Origin of the sequence: Nocardioides sp. Root1257, assembly GCF_001425175.1 — a bacterium.
Classification (GTDB): Bacteria; Actinomycetota; Actinomycetes; order Propionibacteriales; family Nocardioidaceae; genus Nocardioides.
The window spans coordinates 654074-678132 of the sequence record NZ_LMDV01000009.1; the positions used below are offsets into that span (position 1 = coordinate 654074).

Genomic DNA, 24059 nt, shown 5'->3' on the forward strand with positions numbered 1-24059 from the left:
GGGTGTCGGGAGGACCATTCCGTCAGGGACTACCCAAAAAAGGCAGGCTTGACTGTTTGTTAGTGCCTCGACCATGCTGGGCGGGTGACGACGGCGGCGGGTGCGACGCGGGTGCCCCAGGAGGAGCGCACCCGGTTGATGCGGGCCCGCCTGCTGGAGGCCACCGTCGACTGCCTGGTCGAGCGCGGGTTCGCGGGTACGTCGACCACGCTGGTCTCGGAGCGGGCCGGGGTCAGCCGGGGTGCCCAGCTGCACCACTTCCCGACCAAGAACGACCTCGTCGTCGCCGCGGTCGAGCACCTGACCGAGAAGCGGGCCACCGAGCTCGCCGCCGCGGCCGAGGGACTCCCCGTCGGACCCCGGCACACCCGGGCGGTGCTGCAGGTGCTGGCCGACCACTTCGCGAGCCCGGTCTTCGCCGCGGCCCTCGAGCTCTGGGTCGCCGCCCGTACCGACGAGACGCTGCTCGCGGCCGTCGCGCCGTTCGAGCAGCGGGTCGGGCGGGACACCCACCGGCTGGCCGTCGACCTGCTCGGCGTCGACGAGTCGGTGCCGGGCAACCGCGAGCTGGTCCAGGCGACCCTCGACCTGGTGCGCGGCCTCGGCCTCGCCAACACGATCACCGACGACACCCGGCGCCGCGGTCGCATCCTCGACCGCTGGGCCGACGTACTGGAGAAGGAGCTGTCATGACGCTGCTCGACGACCTGCTCGGTGACCTGAAGATGGAGAGCGACCAGCTCTTGGCCGCCGTCTCCGGGCTCGACACCGACGGGTGGGAGACACCCACCCCCGCGGCCGGCTGGACGGTCGCGACCCAGGTTGCCCACCTGCTCTGGACCGACGAGGTCGCCGTTCTCGCCGCCCGCGCCCACACGCCCGAGGGCAAGGACGCCTGGGACGCCCTGGTGCTCGAGGCCATCGCCGACCCGACCGGGTACGTCGACCAGCAGGCCCTCGAGGTCGCCCGGCTGTCGCCCGAGGCGCTGCTCGCGCGCTGGGGCAAGGCGCGCGAGGCGCTGCCGGCCGCGCTGCGCGCCGTGCCCGACGGGCAGAGGATGCCGTGGTTCGGCCCGCCGATGTCGCCGACCTCGATGGCGACCGCACGGTTCATGGAGACCTGGGCGCACGCGCTCGACGTGTACGCCGCCCTGGGCGTCGAGCCCGAGCGGAGCGACCGGGTCCGGCACGTCGCCCACCTCGGCGTACGCACCCGCGACTTCGCGTTCTCCGTCCACGAGCTGCCGCCGCCGGCCGACGAGTTCCGCATCGACCTGGTCTCGCCGTCCGGCGAGCAGTGGACGTGGGGTCCCGAGGACGCGGCCCAGACCGTCACCGGCTCCGCCTGGGACTTCTGCCTGCTCGTCACGCAGCGCGTCCACCGCGACGACACCGACCTGGTGGCGAGTGGCCCGGACGCCGAGCGGTGGCTGACGATCGCGCAGGCGTTCGCCGGGCCCGCGGGCGCGGGGCGGGAGGAGCGCGCGTGAGGATCGGCAACTGCTCCGGCTTCTACGGCGACCGGCTGGCCGCGATGCGGCAGATGCTGGAGGGAGGTCGACTCGACTACCTGACCGGCGACTACCTGGCCGAGCTGACCATGCTGATCCTCGGCCGGGACACCATGAAGGACCCGTCGCTGGGCTACGCGAAGACGTTCGTCCGTCAGGTCGAGGACTGCCTCGGCCTCGCGCTGGAGAGCGGCGTCAGGATCGTCAGCAACGCCGGTGGTCTCAACCCCGCCGGCCTGGCCGACCGCCTCCGCGAGGTCGCGGCGGGCCTCGGTCTCGATCCCGCGATCGCGCACGTCGAGGGCGACGACGTCCGGTCGCTCGGCCTGCGCGAGGGCGCGCTGACCGCCAACGCCTACCTCGGCGGCTTCGGCATCGCCGCCGCCCTGACGGCCGGCGCCGACATCGTCGTCACCGGTCGGGTCACCGACGCGTCCCTGGTCGTCGGCCCGGCCGTCGCGCACCACGGCTGGACGCCCACGTCGTACGACGAGCTGGCCGGCGCCGTGGTCGCCGGGCACGTGCTCGAGTGCGGCACCCAGGCGACGGGCGGCAACTTCTCGGGCTTCAAGACGCTGCCGCACGATGGCACGCCGTTGGGCTTCCCGCTCGCCGAGATCGCGGCCGACGGCTCGTGCGTGATCACCAAGCACGACGGCACGGGTGGCGCGGTCACCGTCGACACGGTCACCGCCCAGCTGCTCTACGAGATCCAGTCGACGCGCTACCTCAACCCCGACGTCACCACGCTCCTCGACACCGTCGAGCTGCGCGAGGTCGGACGCGACCGCGTCGAGATCTCCGGGGTCCGGGGCGAGGCGCCGCCCGAGCGGCTCAAGGTCTGCGTCAACGAGCTCGGCGGCTTCCGGAACACCGTCGAGCTCGTGCTGACCGGCCTGGACATCGACGCCAAGGCCGACTGGGTGCGGGAGCAGCTGACCCCGTCGCTGACGGCGAGCGAGGTCAGCTGGACCCGCACCGCGCTGCCGCCGGCCGACGCCGACACGGAGGAGGGCGCCTCCTGCCTGCTCCGCTGCACGGTCAAGGACGCGGCTCCCGACCCGGTCGGCCGTGGTTTCACCGCCGCGGCCGTCGAGCTCGCGCTCGCGTCGTACCCCGGCTTCACGATGACGGCCCCACCCGCCGCCCCGACGCCGTACGGCGTCTACCGCGCGGAGTACGTCGACCGCTCGGCGGTCACCCACACGGTCGTGCACGCCGACGGCCGTCGCGAGGTGGTCGCCGACCCGACCGACTTCGCCGAGACCGACCCGCGGCAGGGGCTGCGCCCGTCGCCGTACCCGGCCCCCGTCGACTCGCTGACCCGGCGCGCGCCGCTCGGCACCTTCGTCCACGCGCGCTCCGGCGACAAGGGCGGTGACGCCAACCTCGGGCTGTGGGTGGTGCACGACGGCTCGGAGAAGTACGCCGACCGCGTCACCTGGCTGACCAAGCTGATCACGCCGCGCAAGGTGCGCGAGCTGGTGCCCGAGGCGGCCGACCTCGACGTCGAGGTCCACGTGCTGCCCAACCTCGGCGGCGTCAACGTGCTGATCCGCGGGCTGCTCGGCGACGGCGTCGCCGCGTCGACCCGCTTCGACCCCCAGGCCAAGGGCCTCGGGGAGTGGGTGCGCTCGCGCAGCGTGCACATCCAGGAAGGACTGATCGGATGAGTGGTTTCGAGACAGGCGCCAGCGCGCCTTCCTCAACCACCGAGTTGAGGCAGCTGGGCGCCGAGTTCGTCCGCCGCGAGGTCGCGCCGCACCTGCAGGAGTGGGAGGACGCCGGCGAGATCCCGCGCGAGCTGCACCTCGCGGCCGCGAAGCAGGGTCTGCTCGGCATCTCGTTCCCCGAGGACGTCGGCGGTGAGGGCGGCGACGTCCTCGACACGGTCGACCTGCAGGAGGGGATGTTCGAGGCCGGTGCGTCCAGCGGCTTCATGGCCGCGCTGTTCACCGGCGGCATCGCGCTGCCGCACATCGCGGCGTCGGGGAGCGCCGACCTGGTCGACCGCTTCGTCCGCCCGACGCTGGCCGGCGAGAAGATCGGGGCCCTCGGCATCACCGAGCCCGGCGGCGGCTCCGACGTCGGAGGCATCACCACCACTGCGGTCCGGGACGGCGACCACTTCGTCGTCAACGGCGCCAAGACCTTCATCACGTCGGGTGTCCGCGCCGACTTCGTGACGACCGCGGTCCGCACCGGTGGCCCGGGTGCGGGCGGCGTCAGCCTCCTCGTCGTCGAGAAGGGCACGCCCGGCTTCACCGTCGACCGCGGCCTGCGCAAGATGGGCTGGCACTGCTCCGACACCGCCGAGCTGTCGTACGTCGACGTGCGGGTGCCGGTCGCCAACCTCGTCGGCGAGGAGGGCTCGGGCTTCCTGCAGATCGCGGCCCAGTTCGTGGTCGAGCGGCTGGCCCTGGCCGTGCACGCCTACGGCATCGCCGCCCGCTCGCTCGAGCTGACGGCGACGTACTGCCGCGACCGCGAGACCTTCGGCAAGCCGTTGATCAGCAGGCAGGTGGTGCGCCACCAGCTCGTCGAGATGCGCCGGCAGGTCGAGGTCGCCCGCACCTACACGCGCGACGTCGCGCGGCGTCATGCGGCCGGCGAGCAGGTCATCGCCGAGGCCTGCCTCGCGAAGCAGACCGCGGTGGACTGCGCGACGTACGTGTGCGACCAGGCCGTCCAGCTGCACGGCGGGACGGGATACATGCACGGGACCGAGGTGGAGCGGCACTACCGCGACGCCCGGATCCTGCCGATCGGAGGAGGGGCCAGCGAAGTGCTGACCGATCTCGCCGCGAAGCTCCTGGGGTACGCCTCATGAGCAATCGCGAAGCAATGCTCGAGAAGCTCGTCGACCTGGACGCCGAGCACGCCAAGGCCGTCGCGGGCGGGGGTGAGCGGTCCGTCGACCGCCACCACGGGCGCGGCAAGCTGCTGCCCCGCGAGCGCATCGAGCTGCTCGTCGACGAGGGCTCGGCGTTCCTGGAGCTGTCGCCGCTGGCCGGCTGGGGCTCGGACTTCGCGGTCGGCGCCAGCGTCGTGACCGGCATCGGCGTCATCGAGGGCGTCGAGTGCATGATCACCGCCAACGACCCGACGGTGAAGGGCGGCGCGTCGAACCCGTGGACCGTGAAGAAGATCTTCCGGGCCTCGCAGATCGCCGAGGAGAACGGGCTGCCGACGGTCTCGCTCGTCGAGTCCGGCGGCGCCGACCTGCCGACCCAGAAGGAGATCTTCATCCCGGGCGGCAAGCTCTTCCGTGACATCACGCGGGCCAGTGCCCGCAAGGAGCCGACGATCGCGCTGGTCTTCGGCAACTCGACGGCCGGCGGCGCCTACGTGCCCGGCATGTCCGACTACACGGTGATGGTCCGCGAGCAGGCCAAGGTCTTCCTCGGCGGCCCGCCGCTGGTGAAGATGGCCACCGGTGAGGAGTCCGACGACGAGTCGCTCGGCGGCGCCGAGATGCACGCGCGTACGTCGGGTCTCGCCGACTACCTCGCCGAGGACGAGCACGACGCCATCCGGATCGGCCGACGGATCGTCGCGCGCCTCAACTGGCGCAAGGGTGGTGTCGAGGCTCGCTCCGCTCGCGCCTCAACCACCGAGTACGCCGAGCCGGACGTGGACCCCGAGGGCCTGCTCGACCTGATCCCCACCGACCTCAAGGAGCCGTTCGACCCGCGCGAGGTGATCCGGCGGATCTGCGACGGCGTCTCGGAGACGAACGGCGCTGTGTTCGACGAGTTCAAGCCGCTCTACGGACCCTCGCTGGTGACCGGCTGGGCCAGGCTGCACGGCCGGCCGATCGGCATCCTCGCCAACGCGCAGGGCGTGCTCTTCTCGCAGGAGGCGCAGAAGGCGACGCAGTTCGTGCAGCTCGCCAACCAGACCGACACCCCGCTGCTCTTCCTGCACAACACCACCGGCTACATGGTCGGCAAGGAGTACGAGCAGGGCGGCATCATCAAGCACGGCGCGATGATGATCAACGCGATCAGCAACTCCACGGTCCCGCACCTCAGCGTGATCATGGGCGCGTCGTACGGCGCCGGCAACTACGGCATGAACGGCCGCGCCTTCGACCCGCGCTTCCTCTTCACCTGGCCGTCCGCGAAGTCCGCGGTGATGGGCCCGGCCCAGCTCGCCGGCGTGCTCGAGATCGTCGCCCAGCAGTCGGCCGAGTCGAAGGGCCAGCCCTTCGACGCCGAGGGGTTCAAGGCGATCAAGGAGGTCGTCGAGGCGCAGATCGAGGAGCAGTCGATGCCGCAGTTCCTCTCCGGGATGCTGTACGACGACGGCGTCATCGACCCGCGCGACACCCGCACCATCCTGGCCATCTGCCTGTCCGTCATCGAGAACAAGCCGATTGTCGGCACCGACCGATTCGGGGTGTTCCGTCCGTGATCACGAGACTGCTGGTCGCCAACCGCGCCGAGATCGCGAGCCGGGTCTTCCGGACCTGCCGCGCACTCGGCATCGAGACCGTGGCGATCCACTCCGACGCCGACGCGGCGCTGCCCTACGTGCGCGAGGCCGACGCCGCGGTACGCCTGCCGGGGAACGCACCTGCCGAGACCTACCTGCGCATCGACCTCGTGCTCGACGCCGCTCGTCGCGCGGGCGCCGACGCGATCCACCCGGGCTACGGCTTCCTCTCCGAGAACGCCGAGTTCGCGCGGGCCGTCATCGACGCCGGGCTGGTCTGGGTCGGGCCGGCCCCCGAGTCGATCGACGCGATGGGCTCGAAGATCGAGGCCAAGCGGATCATGCGCGAGGCCGGCGTACCCACGCTGGAGGCGCCGGCCGAGCCGACCGAGGCCGACCTGCCTCTGCTCGTGAAGGCGTCGGCCGGCGGCGGTGGCCGCGGCATGCGCGTCGTGCGCCGGATCGAGGACCTCGCCACCGAGATCGCCACGGCCGAGGCCGAGGCGCTGTCGGCGTTCGGCGACGGCACCGTCTTCGTCGAGCCGTACGTCGAGCGCGGTCGCCACGTCGAGGTCCAGGTCGTCGGGACCACCGTCTACGGCGAGCGCGACTGCTCGCTGCAGCGTCGCCACCAGAAGGTGGTCGAGGAATCACCCGCGCCCGGCCTGAGCGACGAGGTGCGCGCCGCGCTGCACGACGCTGCCCGCAAGGCCGCCGAGGCCGTGGACTACCGCGGCGCCGGCACGGTCGAGTTCCTCTACGACCCCGCCACCGAGCGGTTCTTCTTCCTGGAGATGAACACCCGCCTCCAGGTCGAGCACCCGGTCACCGAGCTGGTGCACGGGGTCGACCTGGTGGCAGCGCAGATCGCGGTCGCCGAGGGCGGTTTTGAGGCTCGCTCCGCTGGCACCTCGACCACCGCGGACGGGCACGCGATCGAGGTGCGGCTGTACGCCGAGGACCCGGCCGCCGACTACCAGCCGCAGAGCGGGACCCTGACGACCTTCGAGATCCCTCTCGAGGCGGGCGTCCGCGTGGATGCCGGCTTCGAGTCGGGCAGCGAGGTGTCGACGCACTACGACGCCATGCTGGCCAAGGTCGTCGCCCACGCGCCGACCCGGGAGGCCGCGGCACGCAAGCTGGCGGGCGCCCTGTCGCGGGCGAAGATCCACGGATTGGTCACCAACCGCGACCTGCTGGTCTCCATCCTGCGCGACGGGCGGTTCCTGCGGGGCGACGTGTCGACCGACTTCCTCGGGGGTTCCGAGACAGGCGCTAGCGCGCCTTCCTCAACCACCGAGGGGGCGGCCGTGGCGGCAGCGATCGCGCTCGCCGAGCGGGCCAAGGAGCGCCGTACCGTGCAACGCGGCGTCCCGGTCGCCTGGCGCAACGTGGTCTCCCAGCCGCAGCGCACGGAGTTCGAGGGCGACGTCGTCGTCGAGTGGCTCGGGGCCTACGCCGTGGATGGCCACACGGTGGTGTCGGCGGCGCCGGATCAGGTGACGCTGGAGACGGACGGCGTGCGCACGACGTACGCGATCGCTGTCAACGGCGGGGATGTGGACGTCGACAGTGCCCACGGGCACGTCCGGCTGACGCTGGTGCCGCGGTTCGTCGACCCCGCCGACGCGGTGGCGAGCGGCAGCCTGCTGGCACCGATGCCCGGCACCGTGGTCCGGGTCGCGGTCGAGGCAGGCCAGGCGGTGAGCGCCGGCGACCCGGTGCTCGTCCTGGAGGCCATGAAGATGCAGCACACCGTGAGTGCGCCGTACGCCGGCGTCGTCTCGGAGATCAACGTGAAGCCCGGGGCGCAGGTCGCTGCCGGGGAGGTCCTGGCCGTAGTCGAGCAGAGTGTCGAGGAGACAGAGTGAGCAACAACTTCAGCGAGTCCGAGGAGCGGCAGGAGCTGCGCAAGGCCGTGGCCCGGCTGGCCGGCAAGTACGGCCGTGAGTGGTTCACCGAGAAGGCCCGCGCCGGCGAGAAGACCACCGAGCTGTGGCTGGAGATCGGCAAGAACGGCTACCTCGGCATCAACATCCCCGAGGAGTACGGCGGTGGTGGCGGCGGCATCGGCGACATCGCGGCCGTCTGCGAGGAGCTCGCCGCCCAGGGCTGCCCGCTGCTGCTCATGGTCGTCAGCCCGGCGATCTGCGGCACGATCATCAGCAAGTACGGCACCGAGGAGCAGAAGCAGCGGTGGCTGCCGGGCATCTGCGACGGCACCGCGACGATGGCCTTCGCGATCACCGAGCCCGACGCCGGGACCAACACCCACAACATCACCACGACCGCGCGCCGCGACGGCGACGAGTGGGTGCTCAACGGCCGCAAGATCTACATCTCCGGCGTCGACGAGGCCGACAACGTGCTGGTCGTCGCGCGGGCGGAGGACGCCAGGACCGGCAAGGTGAAGCCGGTGCTCTTCGTGGTGCCGACCGACGCCGCGGGCTTCGAGTTCAAGCACATCCCGATGGAGATCGTCAGCCCCGAGCTGCAGTTCCAGGTCTTCATCGACGACGTCCGGCTCCCGTCGGACGCGATCGTCGGCGACGAGGACGGCGGCCTCGCGCAGCTCTTCTCGGGGCTCAACCCCGAGCGGATCATGGCCGCGTCGTTCTCGACCGGCCTGGCCCGCTACGCGCTCGGCAAGGCCACGTCGTACGCCAAGGAGCGGGTCGTCTTCAAGGACGCGATCGGCTCCCACCAGGCCGTCGCGCACCCGCTCGCCCAGGTGCACATCGAGACCGAGATGGCTCGCCTGATGACGCAGAAGGCGGCCGCCCTCTTCGACGCCGGCGACGAGTTCGGTGCCGGCGAGGCGGCCAACATGGCCAAGTACGCCGCCGCCGAGGCCGCATGCAACGCGGCCGACGCGGCGGTCCAGACCCACGGCGGCAACGGCATCACGCAGGAGTACGGCGTCGCCGGGCTGCTCGTCGCCACGCGCGCCGGCCGGATCGCCCCGGTCAGCCGGGAGATGATCCTCAACTTCGTGGCGATGCACTCGCTGGGGCTGCCCAAGTCGTACTGACCGGACAGCCCCGGCGAGCCGGGCTCAGGAGTCCCAGATCGCGGCCACCCACTCGGGGTGGTCGATGAACGGGTTCCGGTTGTGCTGGTACGTCGTGTAGATGACGTCGTTGCGCTGCCGTTCCCGGGCATCGGGCGGGTCGGCCTGGTTCCACGCCTTCAGGACCGAGAGCCGGCCGAGGAACGCGGTCGACCCGTTGACGGTGTCGTTGACCTCCAGGTTCGCGAAGCCGTCGCCGCCCTCGTAGCGGACCGCCATGTAGAACGCCATCCGGGCGACGTCGCCCTTCACGGCGTCACGGGGCTCGAACGAGTCGGAGTCGCTCGCGCAGCCGGTGCACTGCGCCACCACGGACCCGCCGGTGTCGAAGTCCTTGTTGCTGCGGGTGCCGTTGACGGTGACGTCCTCCGGGCGGAGGTGGTGCAGGTCCGTGCCGGGACCGGCGGACGTGCCGAAGTCGCCGTGGCTCTGCGGCCAGACGTGCTCACGGTTCCAGTCGTCGACACCGCCGCCGTTCGACGACTTCGGGACCGACCGGCCGGAGTAGAACTCGATCACGTTGCTGCTGTTGGCCGGATCGGCGTCGGTGACCTTCAGGGCGTCCCACACGCCGGCGTACGAGAGCTTCGTCTGGTCGTCGATGATGCCGTGCAGGGCCGTGCGCAGGGCTGAGCCGGTCTTGCCGACGGCCGGGGCGTAGTAGGTGCCGTCGTACGGGCCGGTCGTCGCGGTGGCCGTCGGCGTCGGCGTGGGGGTGGGTGTCGGCGTGGTGGCGGAGGCGAGCGCGAACGCCGTCGTCCCGGTCATGCCGGGGTGCGAGAAGTACGCACCCAGGGCGCCGGTGACGTCGATGCGGGTGCCGAGCAGGCCGGGGTTCGACTTCAGCCCCCAGGCCGCGCGGAACGCCGACGGGATCTGGACGTAGAGCATGTTCGCGGTGCCGGTCTGGCCCGCCGAGTCCGCGATCGCCAGCGCGTAGTCGTTGGGGTAGTTGCTGGTGACGACGGTGCTGGTGGCCGTCGGCTGGCCGACGACGTAGCCGCGGACGGTCTGGGTGCCGCTGTTGGACGAGATCGCCGAGGCGACGGTGATCGGTGTCGCGGCGCCGGCAGGCGAGGGTCGCAGCACGAACAGCATCGCCGCGACGACGGCCAGCACCGCGGCGGCGACACCAGCGACGGCGATCGGGCCGGGTCTGTGCTGTCCGGGTGAGCGGCGCCTGGGTGAGGGGTGGGCAGGGCGAAGGGTCCCGAGAGTGGAGGCCATGCCGGACATCCTGCGGTCCCGAGGTTGCGGTGCGGTAGCGCTCCGGTGACCGTCTTGCGCGGATCGAACATGTGTTCGATCATGGTGGGGTGATCCTGCACGCCGACCTCGACTCGTTCTTCGCCTCGGTCGAGCAGCGCGACGACCCGCGGCTGCAGGGGCGTCCGGTGATCGTCGGTGGCGGCGTGGTGCTGGCCGCGAGCTACGAGGCCAAGGCCTACGGCGTGAAGTCGGCCATGGGCGGGCGCCAGGCCCGGCGACTGTGCCCGGACGCTCTCGTGGTGCCGCCGCGCTTCACGGCGTACGTGGAGGCGAGCAAGCAGGTGTTCGCGATCTTCGATGACACGACGCCGCTGGTGGAGGGGGTCTCGATCGACGAGGCGTTCCTCGACGTCGGTGGGCTGCGCCGGCTGGTCGGCGACCCGGAGACGATCGGGGCGTCGCTGCGTGCGCGGGTCCGCGACGAGGTCGGGCTGCCGATCTCGGTGGGGATCGCCCGCACCAAGTACCTCGCCAAGGTCGCGAGCGCCGTCTCGAAGCCGGACGGGCTGCTGCGGGTCCCTCCGGAGTCGGAGCAGGAGTTCCTGCACCCGCTGCCGGTCGAACGGCTCTGGGGGGTCGGCGCGATCACGGCCACCAAGCTGCATGCCGAGGGCATCCGCACCATCGGCCAGCTCGCCGCGCGCGAGGAGCGCGAGCTGTCGAGCACGGTCGGCAAGGCCGCCGGGCGGCACCTCTGGGCGCTGGCCAACCTGCTCGATCCCCGACCCGTCGAGGTCGGCCGCCGGCGGCGGTCGATCGGCTCGCAGTGCGCGATCGGCCGGCCCGGCAAGCGCAAGAGTCGGCCCGAGCTCGAGGCCCTCCTGGCCGGGCTCGTCGACCGGGTCGCCCGACGGCTGCGCGCCGGCGAGCGGATCGGGCAGACCTTCACGCTCCGGCTGCGCTTCGACGACTTCGGCCGGGCCACAAGGTCGGCGACGCTGGCCCACTCGTCGGCCGCGACCGCGACGTGGCTCGAGACGGGCCGTCGCCTGCTCGACGCCGCCTGGCCGCTGATCGACGACCGCGGGTGCACGCTGCTCGGGGTGACGATCTCGGGCCTGGTCGACAGCCGGTCCCAGCAGCTCGAGCTGCTTCTCTTCCCCGACGCCGTGCAGGAGTCCGGCCTCGACGCGGCGCTCGACCGGGTGCGCGGCCGCTTCGGCTCCGCGTCCGTCACCCGCGCGGCGCTGGTGGGGAGTCGCACCGGGCTGGAGATGCCCACCCTGCCCGATCCCGGACCGGCCACCCACCGTCCGACCCCACGTCTACGCTGACCGCCATGTCCAACCCGATCGAGCAGCACGCCCCTGAGGCCGCGGCCGCGATGGCTGCCGTCCGCGCCGCGCGCACCGCCCTGGACATCGACCTCGACGACCCGCGTGTGGAGAACTTCGCCGACCAGTTCGGGGTCGACGTGTCCGTCATCGACGACGACCTGCGGCGCCGCTTCCTCGAGGCGACCGGGCCGACGGCGTTCGAGGTCACCCAGGCGATCTACGTCGACGACTACTGGCCGCGCATCGCGATCGTCTCCGGCGAGGTCCTCGACGGCGGCACCTGGTCCGGTGGCGGGCTGCACGACCCCACCGAGCTCTGGCCGCTGCTCGAGGAGTTCATGCGTCAGGTGGCGCGGCTCGACACCCTCGACCCGGTGGTCACCGAGCTGGTGCGGCTGCGCGGCGCGCGGCAGCACGAGTGCCGGATCTGCCGGTCCCGCCGTTCGGTGGCCGCGCTCGAGGCCGGCGCCGACGAGGCGACGTTCGAGGCCGTCGACGACTACGCCCGCAGCGACCTCCCGGCGGCGACCAAGGCGGCGCTCGCCCTGACGGACGCGATGATCTGGACGCCGTACGCCGTGCCGACGCAGGTCGTCGAGGACGCGCAGAGACACCTGGCGCCCGAGCAGGTGGTCGAGGTGGTGCTCGACGTCGCGCGCAACGCGGCCAACAAGATCGCCGTCGCGCTGGGGGCCGATGCGGCGGCCGTGACCGAGGGCGTCGAGCTGTTCAGGACCGACGCCGAGGGCAACCTGACGGTGGTGCCGCCCGGACCTCGGTAGCGTGTGCGGGTGGGCAAGGTCATCGACGGCGCCGACCGCGCCCAGCAGCGCTGGTCGGTACTCGGCTATCCCGTCGCGGTGATCTACAAGTACTTCGACGATCAGGGCAACTACCTCGCCGCGATCATCACCTACTACGCGTTCATCGCGATCTTCCCGCTGCTGCTGCTCGGCTCCTCGGTGCTCGGCTTCTTCCTCGAGGGCAACCCGGACCTCCAGAAGGACCTGCTCGACTCGGCGCTCGCCCAGTTCCCGATCATCGGCGACCAGCTGGGCCGGCCCGAGGGCCTCCAGGGGTCGGTGACCGTCGTCGTCATCGGTGGTCTGGTCGCTCTGTACGGCGCGATGGGGCTCGGGCAGGCGCTCCAGAACGCGCTCAACATCGCCTGGTCGGTGCCGCGCAACAGCCGGCCCAACCCGATCCTGCTGCGGCTGAAGAGCCTCTTCCTGCTGCTCACCGCGGGTCTCGCCGTGCTCACGATCTCGGTGCTCTCGACGCTGGCAGCCAACACCGAGGTGCTCGGCGAGACGGTGTCGTCGTACAAGTGGCCGATCACGCTGCTCACCGTCGTGGTCAACACCGTCGTGCTCACCGCCCTCTTCCGGGTCGGAGCCGCGCGCAGCCACAACATCTGGCGGGGCTCCATCCCGGGCGCGGTCACGGCCTCACTGCTGTGGATCGGGCTGCAGAAGATCGGCACCGTCTACGTCACCAACGTCATCGGCGAGACGGTCGGGATGAACCAGACCTTCGCGTTGGTCCTCGGTCTGATCGGCCTGATCTGGCTGACCGCGGCCCTCGGCGTGCTCGGCATCGAGGTCAACGTCGTCCTCGAGCGTCGGCTCTGGCCGCGGGCCCTGCTGACGCCGTTCACCGACAACGTGGAGCTCACCGAGGCCGACCGGCGCGCCTACATCGGGTACGCGAGAGCCCAGCGCCACAAGGGGTTCGAGACCGTCGAGGTGACCTTCACCGACACCCAGAAGCTGCGCATCGTCCAGGCGGAGCCGGACGACGACGCCGATCACGCGTCGTAGTGCACGAGGTGCGGCCACGCGGTCGACCAGGTGCCGACCGGGCCGTCGCAGACCCAGATCCCGGCCCCGACCTCCTCGTTGTCGGCGTCGGCGGAGTTGTGGAGCCGGTCCTTCAGGTCGCAGCCCTCGAACGCGCCCTCGGGTGATCCCTGCAGCACCAGCACGACGGGGAGCGCCTCGTCAGGTGGCGGCCCCCAGTTGCGGTAGCCGTTGTGGCCGCTGGAGACGGGCAGCCCGACGTCGTACCAGGACATCGCCCCGGCCTCGCCGTAGTTGCTCGTGAAGATCACCGCGTGCGCGCGCTGCTCGGGTGGCAGGTCGTCGACCACGGCACGGACCTGGTCGGTGTAGTCGGGCCACCCGATGGTGTCGAGCTGGTCGTCGTTCATGTCCACCCACACCGAGCCCGCGAAGGTCGAGGCCGGCACGACCGGCACGACCGCCGGGTAGGCGACGACCGCCGACGCGACCAGGACGGCGCCGGCGATCGTGACCCGGCGGGCGGACCAGCGCTCGGCCAGGTCCGTGCACCCTGCGGCGATGAGCGGGGGGATCAGGCCGGCGAGGTAGTAGCCCTTGCCGCCGGTGACGAGGAAGACGGCCAGCACGACGAGGAAGGCGATCGCCAGCGGCCGGACCCGGACCCAGTCGGGCCGGCGCAGCAGCCGCACCAGGCCGAACACCCACAGCACGCCGATGACCGGGCTGAACATCACCAGCGCCTGCGCCACCAGGCCGATCCGCCCGCCGAGGCCGCCGTACTCGTCCGCGATGTCGGCAGAGAGGTCGAAGACCGGCCAGTCGTGCTGTGCCTGCCAGACCAGGTTGGGCACCCACATCGCCAGCGCGATGAGCCCGGCGATCCACGGCCACGGCGTGCGCAGCACGGGCCGGGTCTCGCGGAGCAGAGCGACGCCGACCAGGACGCCGAGCAGGCAGAAGACGACGGCGTGCTTGTTGTTGAGCCCGATGCCCGCGATGACTCCTGCGAGCACCCACAGCCGGGGCCGGTCGTCGACCAGGGCCTGCGCGACGACGGTCAGGACGGCGGTCCAGAAGAGGAGGTCGAAGGTCGCCGTGGACAGCAGGTGCCCCAGCCCGGGGACCAGGGCCGAGAAGCCGACCGTGACGGCCGTCAGCACCTGTCCCGCGCGACCGGCGCCGAGCAGCCGTGCCAGCTGCACCGAGAGCAGCACGACGCCCGCTGCGGCAAGGACGCTCGGCAGGCGCAGCACCACCAGGTTCGACGGTGCGACCAGGTCGGCGAGCCGGGCGAGCAGCGGCGTGAGTGCCGGCTGGTCCGGATAGCCCCACGCGAGGTGCCGACCGGCGACCACGAAGTAGAGCTCGTCGCGGTGCGGGCCGTAGCGCGACGCGAGCAGCACCAGCGCGACGGCCTGCAGCACGACGACCGCAGCGACCTCGCGGGCGGCGTACGGCGCGCGGCTCACGCGACCATGGTGAACCTCAGTCGACGAGTCTGTCCCGCAGTTGTGCCACGAGGGCGTCGTCGAGGCCGAGTCCGTCGCGCAGGTAGCCGTCGACCGATCCGTACAGCTCGTCGACCGCGTCGTACGCCGTCTGGAGGTAGGACTCCTCGACCAGCATCGTCGGCTCGTAGACGGCCTTCTTCTCCGCGCCGAGGTGCTCGGCGACGAGGGCGAGGTACTTGGTGCGCGTCGCCGAGGAGAAGGTGTTGGTGAGCAGGTAGTCCTCGAGGATCGTGGCGCGGTCGACCCCGGCGATCTCGAGCAGCAGCGCGGCCGCCCAGCCGGTGCGGTCCTTGCCGGCCGTGCAGTGGAAGAGCTGCGGCAGGGGTCCCGTGGCGAGGTCGGTCAGGAGTTCGGCGTACGACGCCCGCGCCTCGGGGGCGCGCACGAACACGTCGTACACCTCCCGCATCACGCGGACCGCGGCCTCGGCGTCGTCGAGCCCGGAGATCATCTCCATCGGGATGCCGGAGACCTCGACGTGGTGCCACTCGGCGCCGGGCACGTCGACGTCGGGGTGCGCCTCGATCTCCATCTGGCCGCGGAGGTCGTGGATCCGGGTGATGCCGAGGTCGGCCAGCGAGCCGGCGTCGGCGTCGGTCAGCTGGAGCTCGTTGGAGCGGTAGAAGACGCCGCGCCGGACGTGACCGCCGTCCGCCGTCGGGTAGCCCTCGCCGGTGCCGGCCACGTCGCGGAAGTTGTCGGCGGACGCCAGCCGGACCAGCTCGCGTGGGGTGGTCGTGTCGCTCACGAGCGCAGCATAGGGCTGGTGCGGAAACGTCCGGCTTGCCGGGATGTGAACGGCGCAGGTCACCTACCGCAGCGGCACGAACCGGTAGCGGCCGTGCCTGCTGACCCGCACCTCCCCGGCGGTGCGCTCGATCAGCAGCATCTCGCCGGCCACCGGCAGCACCATCCGCGCCTCGTCATCCAGCTGGGCCACCAGCTCCGTCGGGAGGGTCTCAGCCTCCGCGGAGACGAGGATCCGGTCGTACGGCGCGTGCTCGACGTCCCCGAGCTCGCCGGGCGTCGCCTGCCGGATCGCTGCCCACGGCCAGTCGCCCCCGGCCAGGTTGGCGCGGCCGAACATCACCAGCTCCGGCTCGAGCTCGAGGCCCCTGACGCTGCCCGTCGGGCCGGTGAGGTGGGCGAGCAGCCCGGTCGTCCAGCCCGACCCGGAGCCGACGTCGAGCACCCGGTCGCCGGGCCGGACCTCGAGCAGCCGCAGCATCGCCTCGACCGTGCGCGGCTGGGAGTTCGTCTGCCCGTGACCGATGGGGATCGGCCCGTCGTACCCCGATCGACGCCGCTCCCGGACCGGCAGGAACCACTCCCGCGGCACCGCCGCGAACGCGTCCGTGACCCGGTCGCCGTCCATCCACCCGAGTGTTCCACCTCCGTGTCCCACCCGGATCTTCTGCGCAAAACGTGCGCAGCGGCCACCGGCATCCGCCACACTCAGCGCCGTGATCAAGCTCGAGGGACTTTTCGGGATCGTCGTCTTCGCGCTCTGGGTGTTCTGCCTGGTCGATGCGATCGGCGCCCCCGCCGACCGGATCCGCAACCTGCCCAAGGTCGGCTGGATCCTGCTCATCCTCTTCTTCCCCCTGATCGGCTCGGTCGCCTGGCTCGTCGCCGGCCGCCCCGACAACGCCGGTGCCCGCCGCTCGGCGTACGAGCGCCAGCAGCCGGGCTTCCCGGAGTACGACCGCCCCGGCCGCGCCGCCGCCGTCGACCCCGAGAAGGACGCGGAGTTCCTGCGCGGCGTGCGCGAGCGGGCCGAGGCGCAGCGCAAGGCGTACGACGAGCAGAAGAAGCGCGAGCGCGAGGCCGACGGCACGTCCGACTGAGCTCAGCGCCGCGGTTCGTGGTGGTTGCTGCTGGTGACGCGACTATCGGGATACGTGGTCACCGTGGTCGGTGGTTGCGGGGGCGATTTCCACTAGCCGGTCGGCCTGGCGGTCTGCTCGGGTCGACCGTTGGGGCCCGGGTGGCATGGCAACCGCCCCGCCGATCGCCCGGGAACATCTGATCTACCCGGTGCACCAGATCTTCCCGGCTGTGCTCGGCGCCGCGGAGCGTCGTGGTTGCCGCTGGTGACGCGACTGCCGGGATACGTGGTCACCGTGGTCGGTGGTTGCGGGGGCGATTTCCAGCAGCCGGTCGGCCTGCGAGTCCGCTCGGGTCGACCGTGGTGGCCCGGGTGGCATGAGAATGGCCCCGCCAGCGATGCCGGCGGGGTGGGGGTCAGCAGGTTCGTCGCCGGTGTTCGTCGGTGAGGTCGACGGGGTGGACCCGGCCCTTGGGGGAGGTCCAGACGAAGCTGGTGCGGGAGGTGCGCTGGTAGGTCCAGGTACTGAAGGTCTTGACGCGGTGGTGGAACCGGCACAACGGCGCGAGATTCCACGACGTGGTCTTCCCGCCCTGGGCGTACGGGGTGATGTGGTCGAGGTCGCAGCCCCGGGCGTCCTTGCTGCAGTGCGGGAACACGCACCTCGGGGTCAGCAGGATCGCCTGCTCCCGCTGCCGGGCAGTCGGCGCGTAGGCGTCGGTGGCACCTCGGGGTCAGCAGGATCGCCTGCTCCCGCTGCCGGGCAGTCGGCGCGTAGGCGTCGGTGCTGATCTCTTCGGAGAGGTCCAGGACGGGCCGGATCGACACCCGGGTGCCGGCCTGGGTGCACCACTCGACCAGCTGGTCGATGGTGGCGTACGGGACGTGGCCGCCCTCGACGCCGACGATGCCGTGGGCCTCGGTCGGCTGGTGGTGGGCGTAGACCACGACTTCCCGGGTGCTCTCTCCTCCGAGGTGTCCGGCGGCCATCGCGCGGCGGGTGTCGAGGTCCAGCTCGGGGTGCTCGGTCAGGAGGGCGTGGGCGCCGGCTTTGATCTGTGCGTCGAGGGCCGAGGTGTCCGGCGGCCATCGCGCGGCGGGTGTCGAGGTCCAGCTCGGGGTGCTCGGTCAGGAGGGCGTGGGCGCCGGCTTTGATCTGTGCGTCGAGGGCCATCGCGTCGGTGTACTCCAGGAGCCCGGTGATGGGGACGAGGCCCCGGTTGAGACGTGCGTCGGTCAACGCGATGTCGAGGTGGGCCTGGGCGGAGCAGTCGAGCCGTTCGCCTTCGGCGTGCTCGGGGTCGGCCACGGCGGCGGTCTCGACCTCTGCCTCGACCTTGACCCATGAGCAGGTCGCGAGGACGGGTGCCAACTGCCGGTCCACGTGGGCGGCGGCGGTGGGGTTGAGGCGGTGGGTGCGGTCGGTGACCCGGCGGACCTTCCACACCGGGACCTGCCCGGCCATGGTCTTCGCCCAGATCTGCGGGAGCCGGTACTTCGCCTCGAGCGCGGCACCGAGGAAGTTGCGGCCCTGGTAGGCAGACATGCCGACGGCGGCGGCGAACTCCGCGACCGCGAACTCGCTCATCCCCGGTGCGCCTTCGCCGGCCAGGGTGATCGGCTGGTCGCCGAACATGACCAGGTCGCCGAGCTCGTCGACCACCGCGTCCTCGACCGGCGCAGGATGGGCCTCGGCCCAGGTGGCGGCGAGCTCGAACTTCCGGGCCGCCGCCAGTCGCTCGGCGAGGTCGGCTTCAGACGCGCTCGCCAGCAGATCCCGCAGCTGCGGGTCCTGGGTCCGGGTGCGTCGAGCCACGCTCGATCCTACCATGATTCGAAGATATGTTCGAGCATGTCTCGAGGTTGTTTCGAACCAATTCGGGCGGACCCGCAGCCCGGGAAGCGAGCGCAACCCACCGCCGTCCTCACCCGGCGTAGCCAGCCTGTCGGCGGCCGACCCGAGCCGGACCGCAGGCAGCGCTCACGAACGCTTCGGCGGCAGCGGGACGAACATGGAGGTGCGGGCGGCGTACTCGGGGTAGCCGGGGCGCTGCATCATGGTCCGCTCGAGGAGGCGGGCGCCGGTGATCCAGACGAGCCAGACCGTCATCGCGACGGGAGCGAGCAGCGCGACCAGCCCGGGCAGCCAGCCGGAGGCCAGGCCGCCGGCGAGCCAGATGCCCCACCAGACGCAGGCGTCGCCGAAGTAGTTCGGGTGCCGCGACCAGGACCAGAGGCCGCGGTTCAGGACAGGGCCACGGTCGGGGTCGCGCTTGTACGCCGCGAGCTGGGCGTCGCCGACGGTCTCGAAGACGACGCCGAGGAGCCAGACGGCGACGCCGACCCAGACGACCCACGACCAGGAGAGCCCGGCGACGGCGGCGGCCTGGAGGGGGAGCGAGACGAGCCAGACGGCGGCGCCCTGGACGAGGAACACGCGTCGGACGGCGACCCCCATCCCGACCTCGGGCAGGGGTCCGCCGAGGACGGCGAGGTAGCGCGGGTCCTCGCCGTGGCTGCGGGAGCGGGTGAAGATGTGCGAGGAGAGCCGCCCGGCCCAGACCCCGACCAGCGCGACGAGCAGCCAGCTCTGCCAGGTGCCGGAGGAGAGGGCGCAGACGAGCGCGACGACCAGCAGGGCGATGCCCCAGGCGGTGTCGACCACCGACACCCGTCCGGCGCGGGCGGCGACCACGGCCGTCAGGGTCATCACCAGCGCCGCCGCGGCCAGCGAGAGACCGGCGACGACCAGGACGTCAGGCACGGGCGCGCTCGAGCAGCACCTGCTCCACGTCCAGGTAGCCCGACGCGAAGCCGGCCCGCGAGTAGCAGAGGTAGAAGTGCCACATCCGCAGGAACGTCTCGTCGAAGCCGAGCCGGCGCACCGCGTCGGCGTGCTCGAGGAAGGTGTCGTCCCACCGGCGCAGCGTCTCGGCGTAGTCCTGGCCGAACGCCATCCGGTCGCTCACCCGCAGCGACGTGTGCTCGCGGGTGACCTCGTCGATCGCCTGCGCGGACGGCAGGAAGCCGCCCGGGAAGATGTACTTGTTGATCCAGGTGAAGCTGCCCCGGGTCGCGAGCATCCGGTCGTGCGGCATCAGGATCGCCTGGATCGCCGCCCGACCGCCCGGCGCGAGCAGCGAGTCGATCGTGGCGAAGTACGTCGGCCAGTACTCGGCCCCGACCGCCTCGATCATCTCGACGCTGAGCACGGCGTCGTACTCACCGTCGACGTCGCGGTAGTCGCACAGGTCGACCTGCACCCGCTCGGTGAGGCCGGCGGCCTCGATGCGCTCGCGGGCCAGCGACTGCTGCTCCGAGGAGAGCGTCACGGAGCGCACGCTCGCACCGCGAGCGGCGGCGCGGATCGCGAGCTCGCCCCAGCCGGTGCCGATCTCGAGCACCCGGGTGCCCTCGCCGACCCGGGCGACGTCGAGCAGTCGGTCGATCTTGCGCAGCTGGGCCTCGCGGAGGTCGCCGTCGGGGGCGCCGTCGAACCAGGCCGACGAGTAGCTCAGCGACTCGTCGAGGAAGGTCCGGAAGAGGTCGTTCGAGAGGTCGTAGTGGTGCGCGATCAGCTCGCGGGTCTGGTCCTTCGTCGTGCGGTGCGCCCGGGGCATCCGGTGCTGCACGAGCGCGCGCAGGCGCTGGAGCGGCCGGGGGACGAGGTCGGCGACGTCGGCGGCGAGCACGGTCAGGAACGGCGTGAGGTCCTCGGCGTCCCAGGCCCCGGTGAGGTAGCCCTCGCCGAATCCGATCAGGCCGTCGCGGCCCAGGCGCTCGAAGAACTCGTCGGGCCGGCGCACGGTCATCTCCGGGCCACCGAGGCCGAGCGTCTCCCCGTCCAGGTGCACGGTCACGGGGAGCCGGCGGATGGCGGAGAAGAAGAGGCGACGGGCGACGGCCGCGGAGATCGCGGTCCGCGGCCCACCGGGTACGGCGTCGAGGCCGGGCCAGGCGCCGGGGGTGGGTCGGGTCGGGGTGAGTGTCACCGGACTCCCTCCTGGTGGTGGTCGGGTCGGGGGCGGATCGGGAGCCGGCGGAGCCAGAGCGCGATCCCGTGCAGGCGGATGAGCAGTGCGCCCCGGAGCGCGGCCGGGGCCGCTCGGAGCGCCTCCCTCCGTGAGTGCTCAGCGGTGCGGTGCCCCGTCAGCGAGGCGCTGAACCTCGCCCCGTCGTCGGTGGTCAGGTTCACGCTGATGACCAGCTGGTCGCCGGGCACCGGCACGGCCAGCTCGTAGGTGCCGTCGGTGCCGTGGAACGGCGAGACGTACATCTGCTTCGGCGTCGTGGCACGGCCCTGCGCGTCCGGGTGGACGAGGTAGGCGTGCCGGTCGCCGTACGTGTTGTGCACCTCGACCACGACGCACGGCGACGCGGACTCGGGCGTCACCCAGAAGACGCTGATCGGGTTGAAGCAGAAGCCGAACGCGCGCGGCTGCGCGGCCATCAGCACCCGTCCGGTGCCGAGCTCGACGTCGTGGCGGCGCAGGAAGTCGGCCAGGTTGTCGCGGATCGACCGGTCCGGGTCGCCGAGGTGGTCGCGGGCCTCGAAGCTGCCGAGGACCGGGCTCAGGACTCCGTGGTCGGGCAGCGCGTCGAGGTCGACCAGCCAGGTGTGGGAGCGGTGCGTGAACGACCGCTTCCACGGCGTACGGCGGGTGTGCCGGATCGTCGTCGCGTAGAGACCGGTCGAGGCGGGCGGCTGGGGCTCCCCCCATCTGAGCCCCAGCCGCTCGGCGGCGGCCAGGCCCGAGCGGGCGCCGTCCTCGTGGAAGCCCCAGCCGTGGTACGCACCGGCGAAGGCCACCCGCGTGGTGTCGATCTCGCCCAGGCGGGCCTGGGCGGCGACCGAGTCCGGGGTGTAGAGCGGGTGCTCGTACTCCATCCGGTCGATGACGGTCGACGGGTCGACGAGGTCCTCGCCGCCGAGCGTCACCAGGTAGTGGGTGTCGGTGGGCAGCCGCTGGAGCCGGGTCAGGTCGTAGGTGACGGTGACGCTGCCCGGACGATTGGCGGTGGCGTCGACGGGACGCCGGAAGTTCCACGACGCGCGGGCGCGCTCGGCTCGCGGCAGCACCGACGTGTCGGTGTGCAGGAGCGCGACGTTGGGCGAGTAGGGGAGCGCGCCGAGGACCTCGCGCTGAGCGGTGGTCGGCTCGGCCAGGATCGCCAGCGCGTGGCTGGGGTGCGTCGCGACCACCACGCCGTCGTACGTCGCGACGTCGCCGTTGCCGTCGGTGACCTCGACCCCGGCGGAAGTCTCCAGGACGGAGGTGACCTTGGTGCCGGTGCGGACCTCGGCGATCGCGGCGCCGACCCGCTCGACGTACGTCCGCGAGCCGCCGGTCACGGTGCGCCACTCCGGCGAGCCGAAGACGCCGAGCATCCCGTGGTGGTCGAGGAACGTGAAGAGGTAGCGGGCCGGGTAGTCCAGCGCGACCGCCGGGTCGCACGACCACACCGACGCGACCAGGGGCTCCATGAAGTGCCGCTGGAAGTACGGCGAGAAGCCGCCGTCGTCGAGGAAGGAGCGCAGCGTCTGGTCGGCGCCCTCGGTGCCCATCAGGCGCCGGGCCCGCCGGTGGAAGCGCGGCACCTCGGTGAGCATCCGCAGGTACGCCGGGCGGCCGAGGTTGCGTCGCGTCGGGAAGAGGCCGCGCAGCCCGAGCGCGCCCGCCCACTCCAGTCCGGTGGCGTCGTCGCGGGTCGAGAGCGACATCTCCGAGGGTTGGGTGGCGACCCCGAGCTCGCGGAAGAGCCGCAGCAGCGTGGGGTAGGTGCGCTGGTTGTGGACGATGAAGCCGGTGTCGATGGCGAGTCCGTCGGCACCGTCGTCGACCAGGTGCGTGTCCGCGTGCCCGCCGAGCCGGTCGTCGGCCTCGTAGAGGGTGACCGACGCCGTGCGGGACGCGACGTACGCAGCCGTCAGCCCGGCGACGCCGGAGCCGACGACGGCGATCCGTCGGGGGTCGGTCATGCCTTGTCCCCGAAGTCGAACAGTGCGATCGGCTCCGTGGTCGGGGACGTCGAACCGCCCTCGGGCTCGACGGTGATGCCGGCGCCGGTGGCGGTCGCCGCGTCGCCCTTGAGCAGCACGGTCTGGTCCGCCTTCACGGGCATCAGGCCGGCGGAGACCATCCCCTCGCCAGGCTGGTCCAGCCAGAGCTGGTAGACCTTGCCCGCCGGCGGGGGCGGCATCTTCTCGGTGACGATGACCGCCTCACCGAGCGAGTCGGAGTGCGTGACGGTGGCCTTGGCCCCGCCCGGGAAGTCGAGCGAGGTGCTGCGGGCGTCCGCCGCCGTGAGCACGGCGTCGGTGACCGACGGCGTCTCGGAGGTGGAGTCCTGCCAGGGCTCCTGCCACACGACCGTCGCGCCGGCGCCGAGGACCACGACCGCGGCGGCCGCGGCGAGGAGCCGGGCGCCCCGTCCGTGGCGACGGTGCGGAGCCGAGGCCGCGGGTGCCGCGGTGGGGGCCTCGGGCGGCAGCGGTCGGACCGTCGCGATGTCCGCGAGCACCCGGTCGCGCAGGGCGGCCGGCGGCTGGGTGGACGTCGTCTCGGCGAGCAGGCCCGCGGCCTCGCGGAGGCTGGTGACCTCGTCCTGGCACTCGTCGCACCCGGCGAGGTGCCGCTCGAAGGCGACCCGCTCGAGGTCGTCGAGCGCGTCGACCGCGTAGGCGCCGACGAGGGCGTGGATGTCGTTCGGCGTGGTCATGAGCCGACCCCCAGTGCGTCGCGGAGACGGATCAGGCCGTCTCGTATCCGTGTCTTGGCGGTGCCGACCGGCAGCTCGAGCATGGTCGCCACCTCCGTGTGCGTGTAGCCACCGAAGTAGGCGAGGCCGATGGCCTCGCGCTGCACCTCGGTGAGGGTCTGCAAGGCCCCGCGGACGCGGTGGGCCTCGAGGGACACCTGGACCGCCTCGGCGGTGGTGTCGTGGTCGATCGGCTGGTTGCTCTGGTGGTACGTCGTGTCGCGGCGGGTCGCCGCCTCGGCGGACCGGACCCGGTCCACCGCCTTGCGGTGCGTGATCGTCAGGATCCAGGCGAACGGGCTGCCCTTGTCCGGGTCGTAGCGACCCGCGGTGCGCCAGATCTCCAGGAACGCCTCCTGGGTGACCTCCTCGGCCTGCGCCGGGTCGCGGACGACCCGCAGGGCGAGCCCGAAGACCCGCGCGGAGGTGGCGTCGTACAGGACGGCGAACGCTGACTCGTCGGCCCGGCCGGCCCGTCGCAGCAGGTCGGCGAGGTCGGGTGGGGAGTCCGCAGGGGAGCCGGGCTCCGGCACCCCGTCGTCAGACGGGGTGCCGGAGCTCACCGGTCGGAGGTGATCCATGACGTAGATCCTTG

The 24059-nt window shown here is 72.1% G+C and carries 22 protein-coding genes; 11 read left to right on the forward strand and 11 right to left on the reverse strand.

Going from position 1 to position 24059, the window contains the following annotated elements:
* The first annotated feature begins 84 nt into the window (after positions 1-84).
* From ASC77_RS17250 to ASC77_RS17280, 7 genes are read left to right on the forward strand one after another with little or no spacing between them, the layout of a single operon-like run.
* Positions 85-693, forward strand: coding sequence for a TetR/AcrR family transcriptional regulator (locus ASC77_RS17250; RefSeq protein ID WP_235547766.1), 609 nt, complete (start codon positions 85-87; stop codon positions 691-693).
* Positions 690-1490, forward strand: a complete 801-nt coding sequence (locus tag ASC77_RS17255; protein ID WP_056156571.1) for a TIGR03084 family metal-binding protein — start codon at positions 690-692, stop codon at positions 1488-1490. The genes ASC77_RS17250 and ASC77_RS17255 overlap by 4 nt, the downstream gene beginning before the upstream one ends.
* Positions 1487-3184 carry an acyclic terpene utilization AtuA family protein gene (locus ASC77_RS17260; protein ID WP_235547768.1) on the forward strand — a complete coding sequence of 566 codons (1698 nt, stop codon included), beginning with the start codon at positions 1487-1489 and terminating at the stop codon, positions 3182-3184. Before ASC77_RS17255 ends, ASC77_RS17260 begins: the two co-directional genes overlap by 4 nt.
* Positions 3181-4341, forward strand: coding sequence for an acyl-CoA dehydrogenase family protein (locus ASC77_RS17265; RefSeq protein ID WP_056155730.1), 1161 nt, complete (start codon positions 3181-3183; stop codon positions 4339-4341). The genes ASC77_RS17260 and ASC77_RS17265 overlap by 4 nt, the downstream gene beginning before the upstream one ends.
* The gene (locus ASC77_RS17270) at positions 4338-5927 is read left to right on the forward strand and encodes an acyl-CoA carboxylase subunit beta (RefSeq protein WP_056155733.1); all 1590 of its coding nucleotides are present in this window, start codon (positions 4338-4340) and stop codon (positions 5925-5927) included. Before ASC77_RS17265 ends, ASC77_RS17270 begins: the two co-directional genes overlap by 4 nt.
* Complete coding sequence (locus ASC77_RS17275; RefSeq protein ID WP_056155736.1) at positions 5924-7819, forward strand: acetyl/propionyl/methylcrotonyl-CoA carboxylase subunit alpha; 1896 nt, start codon at positions 5924-5926, stop codon at positions 7817-7819. The genes ASC77_RS17270 and ASC77_RS17275 overlap by 4 nt, the downstream gene beginning before the upstream one ends.
* On the forward strand, positions 7816-8979 hold the full coding sequence (locus ASC77_RS17280; protein ID WP_056155738.1) for an acyl-CoA dehydrogenase family protein: 1164 nt from the start codon (positions 7816-7818) through the stop codon (positions 8977-8979). The genes ASC77_RS17275 and ASC77_RS17280 overlap by 4 nt, the downstream gene beginning before the upstream one ends.
* 24 nt (positions 8980-9003) lie before the next feature.
* Here ASC77_RS17280 and ASC77_RS17285 read toward each other — a convergent pair whose 3' ends face one another.
* Positions 9004-10245 carry an endonuclease gene (locus tag ASC77_RS17285; RefSeq protein WP_082574857.1) on the reverse strand — a complete coding sequence of 414 codons (1242 nt, stop codon included), beginning with the start codon at positions 10243-10245 and terminating at the stop codon, positions 9004-9006.
* An 89-nt stretch (positions 10246-10334) separates the two neighbouring features.
* Here ASC77_RS17285 and dinB point away from each other — a divergent pair, with 89 nt between their 5' ends.
* From dinB to ASC77_RS17300, 3 genes are read left to right on the forward strand one after another with little or no spacing between them, the layout of a single operon-like run.
* Positions 10335-11561, forward strand: coding sequence for a DNA polymerase IV (dinB, locus tag ASC77_RS17290; protein WP_082574859.1), 1227 nt, complete (start codon positions 10335-10337; stop codon positions 11559-11561).
* 5 nt (positions 11562-11566) lie between these two features.
* Positions 11567-12346: a hypothetical protein gene (locus ASC77_RS17295; protein WP_056155744.1), complete on the forward strand. Its 780-nt coding sequence runs from the start codon at positions 11567-11569 to the stop codon at positions 12344-12346.
* A gap of 9 nt (positions 12347-12355) precedes the next feature.
* Positions 12356-13384 carry a YihY/virulence factor BrkB family protein gene (locus ASC77_RS17300; protein WP_056155747.1) on the forward strand — a complete coding sequence of 343 codons (1029 nt, stop codon included), beginning with the start codon at positions 12356-12358 and terminating at the stop codon, positions 13382-13384.
* Here ASC77_RS17300 and ASC77_RS17305 read toward each other — a convergent pair.
* The 3 genes from ASC77_RS17305 to ASC77_RS17315 form a co-directional block, all read right to left on the reverse strand.
* The gene (locus tag ASC77_RS17305; protein WP_056155751.1) at positions 13372-14835 is read right to left on the reverse strand and encodes an ArnT family glycosyltransferase; all 1464 of its coding nucleotides are present in this window, start codon (positions 14833-14835) and stop codon (positions 13372-13374) included. The two genes, ASC77_RS17300 and ASC77_RS17305, sit on opposite strands and share 13 nt — an antisense overlap.
* A gap of 16 nt (positions 14836-14851) precedes the next feature.
* On the reverse strand, positions 14852-15625 hold the full coding sequence (locus tag ASC77_RS17310) for a tyrosine-protein phosphatase (RefSeq protein ID WP_056155754.1): 774 nt from the start codon (positions 15623-15625) through the stop codon (positions 14852-14854).
* 63 nt (positions 15626-15688) lie between these two features.
* Positions 15689-16252 (reverse strand): protein-L-isoaspartate O-methyltransferase family protein, encoded by a 564-nt coding sequence (locus ASC77_RS17315; RefSeq protein WP_056155757.1) that lies wholly within the window; start codon positions 16250-16252, stop codon positions 15689-15691.
* A gap of 88 nt (positions 16253-16340) precedes the next feature.
* Here ASC77_RS17315 and ASC77_RS17320 point away from each other — a divergent pair, with 88 nt between their 5' ends.
* A complete protein-coding gene (locus ASC77_RS17320; RefSeq protein ID WP_056155759.1) occupies positions 16341-16724 on the forward strand; it encodes a PLD nuclease N-terminal domain-containing protein in 384 nt (127 codons plus the stop codon).
* Positions 16725-17121: 397 nt separating this feature from the next.
* On the opposite strand, the gene ASC77_RS17325 is transcribed toward ASC77_RS17320, so the two are convergent.
* The 7 genes from ASC77_RS17325 to ASC77_RS17355 all read right to left on the reverse strand — a co-directional run bounded on the left by ASC77_RS17325 (position 17122) and on the right by ASC77_RS17355 (position 24045).
* A complete protein-coding gene (locus ASC77_RS17325; RefSeq protein ID WP_056155762.1) occupies positions 17122-17364 on the reverse strand; it encodes an HNH endonuclease signature motif containing protein in 243 nt (80 codons plus the stop codon).
* A gap of 11 nt (positions 17365-17375) precedes the next feature.
* Positions 17376-18521: a hypothetical protein gene (locus ASC77_RS26760; RefSeq protein ID WP_156391150.1), complete on the reverse strand. Its 1146-nt coding sequence runs from the start codon at positions 18519-18521 to the stop codon at positions 17376-17378.
* Positions 18522-18686: 165 nt separating this feature from the next.
* Positions 18687-19469, reverse strand: a complete 783-nt coding sequence (locus ASC77_RS17335) for a DUF1295 domain-containing protein (protein ID WP_056155767.1) — start codon at positions 19467-19469, stop codon at positions 18687-18689.
* Positions 19462-20697: a class I SAM-dependent methyltransferase gene (locus ASC77_RS17340; RefSeq protein ID WP_056155770.1), complete on the reverse strand. Its 1236-nt coding sequence runs from the start codon at positions 20695-20697 to the stop codon at positions 19462-19464. The genes ASC77_RS17335 and ASC77_RS17340 overlap by 8 nt, the downstream gene beginning before the upstream one ends.
* Positions 20694-22685 (reverse strand): FAD-dependent oxidoreductase, encoded by a 1992-nt coding sequence (locus ASC77_RS17345; RefSeq protein WP_056155774.1) that lies wholly within the window; start codon positions 22683-22685, stop codon positions 20694-20696. The genes ASC77_RS17340 and ASC77_RS17345 overlap by 4 nt, the downstream gene beginning before the upstream one ends.
* Positions 22682-23425 carry an anti-sigma factor domain-containing protein gene (locus ASC77_RS17350; RefSeq protein WP_056155777.1) on the reverse strand — a complete coding sequence of 248 codons (744 nt, stop codon included), beginning with the start codon at positions 23423-23425 and terminating at the stop codon, positions 22682-22684. Before ASC77_RS17350 ends, ASC77_RS17345 begins: the two co-directional genes overlap by 4 nt.
* The gene (locus ASC77_RS17355; protein WP_056155781.1) at positions 23422-24045 is read right to left on the reverse strand and encodes a sigma-70 family RNA polymerase sigma factor; all 624 of its coding nucleotides are present in this window, start codon (positions 24043-24045) and stop codon (positions 23422-23424) included. Before ASC77_RS17355 ends, ASC77_RS17350 begins: the two co-directional genes overlap by 4 nt.
* Positions 24046-24059: the final 14 nt, after the last annotated feature.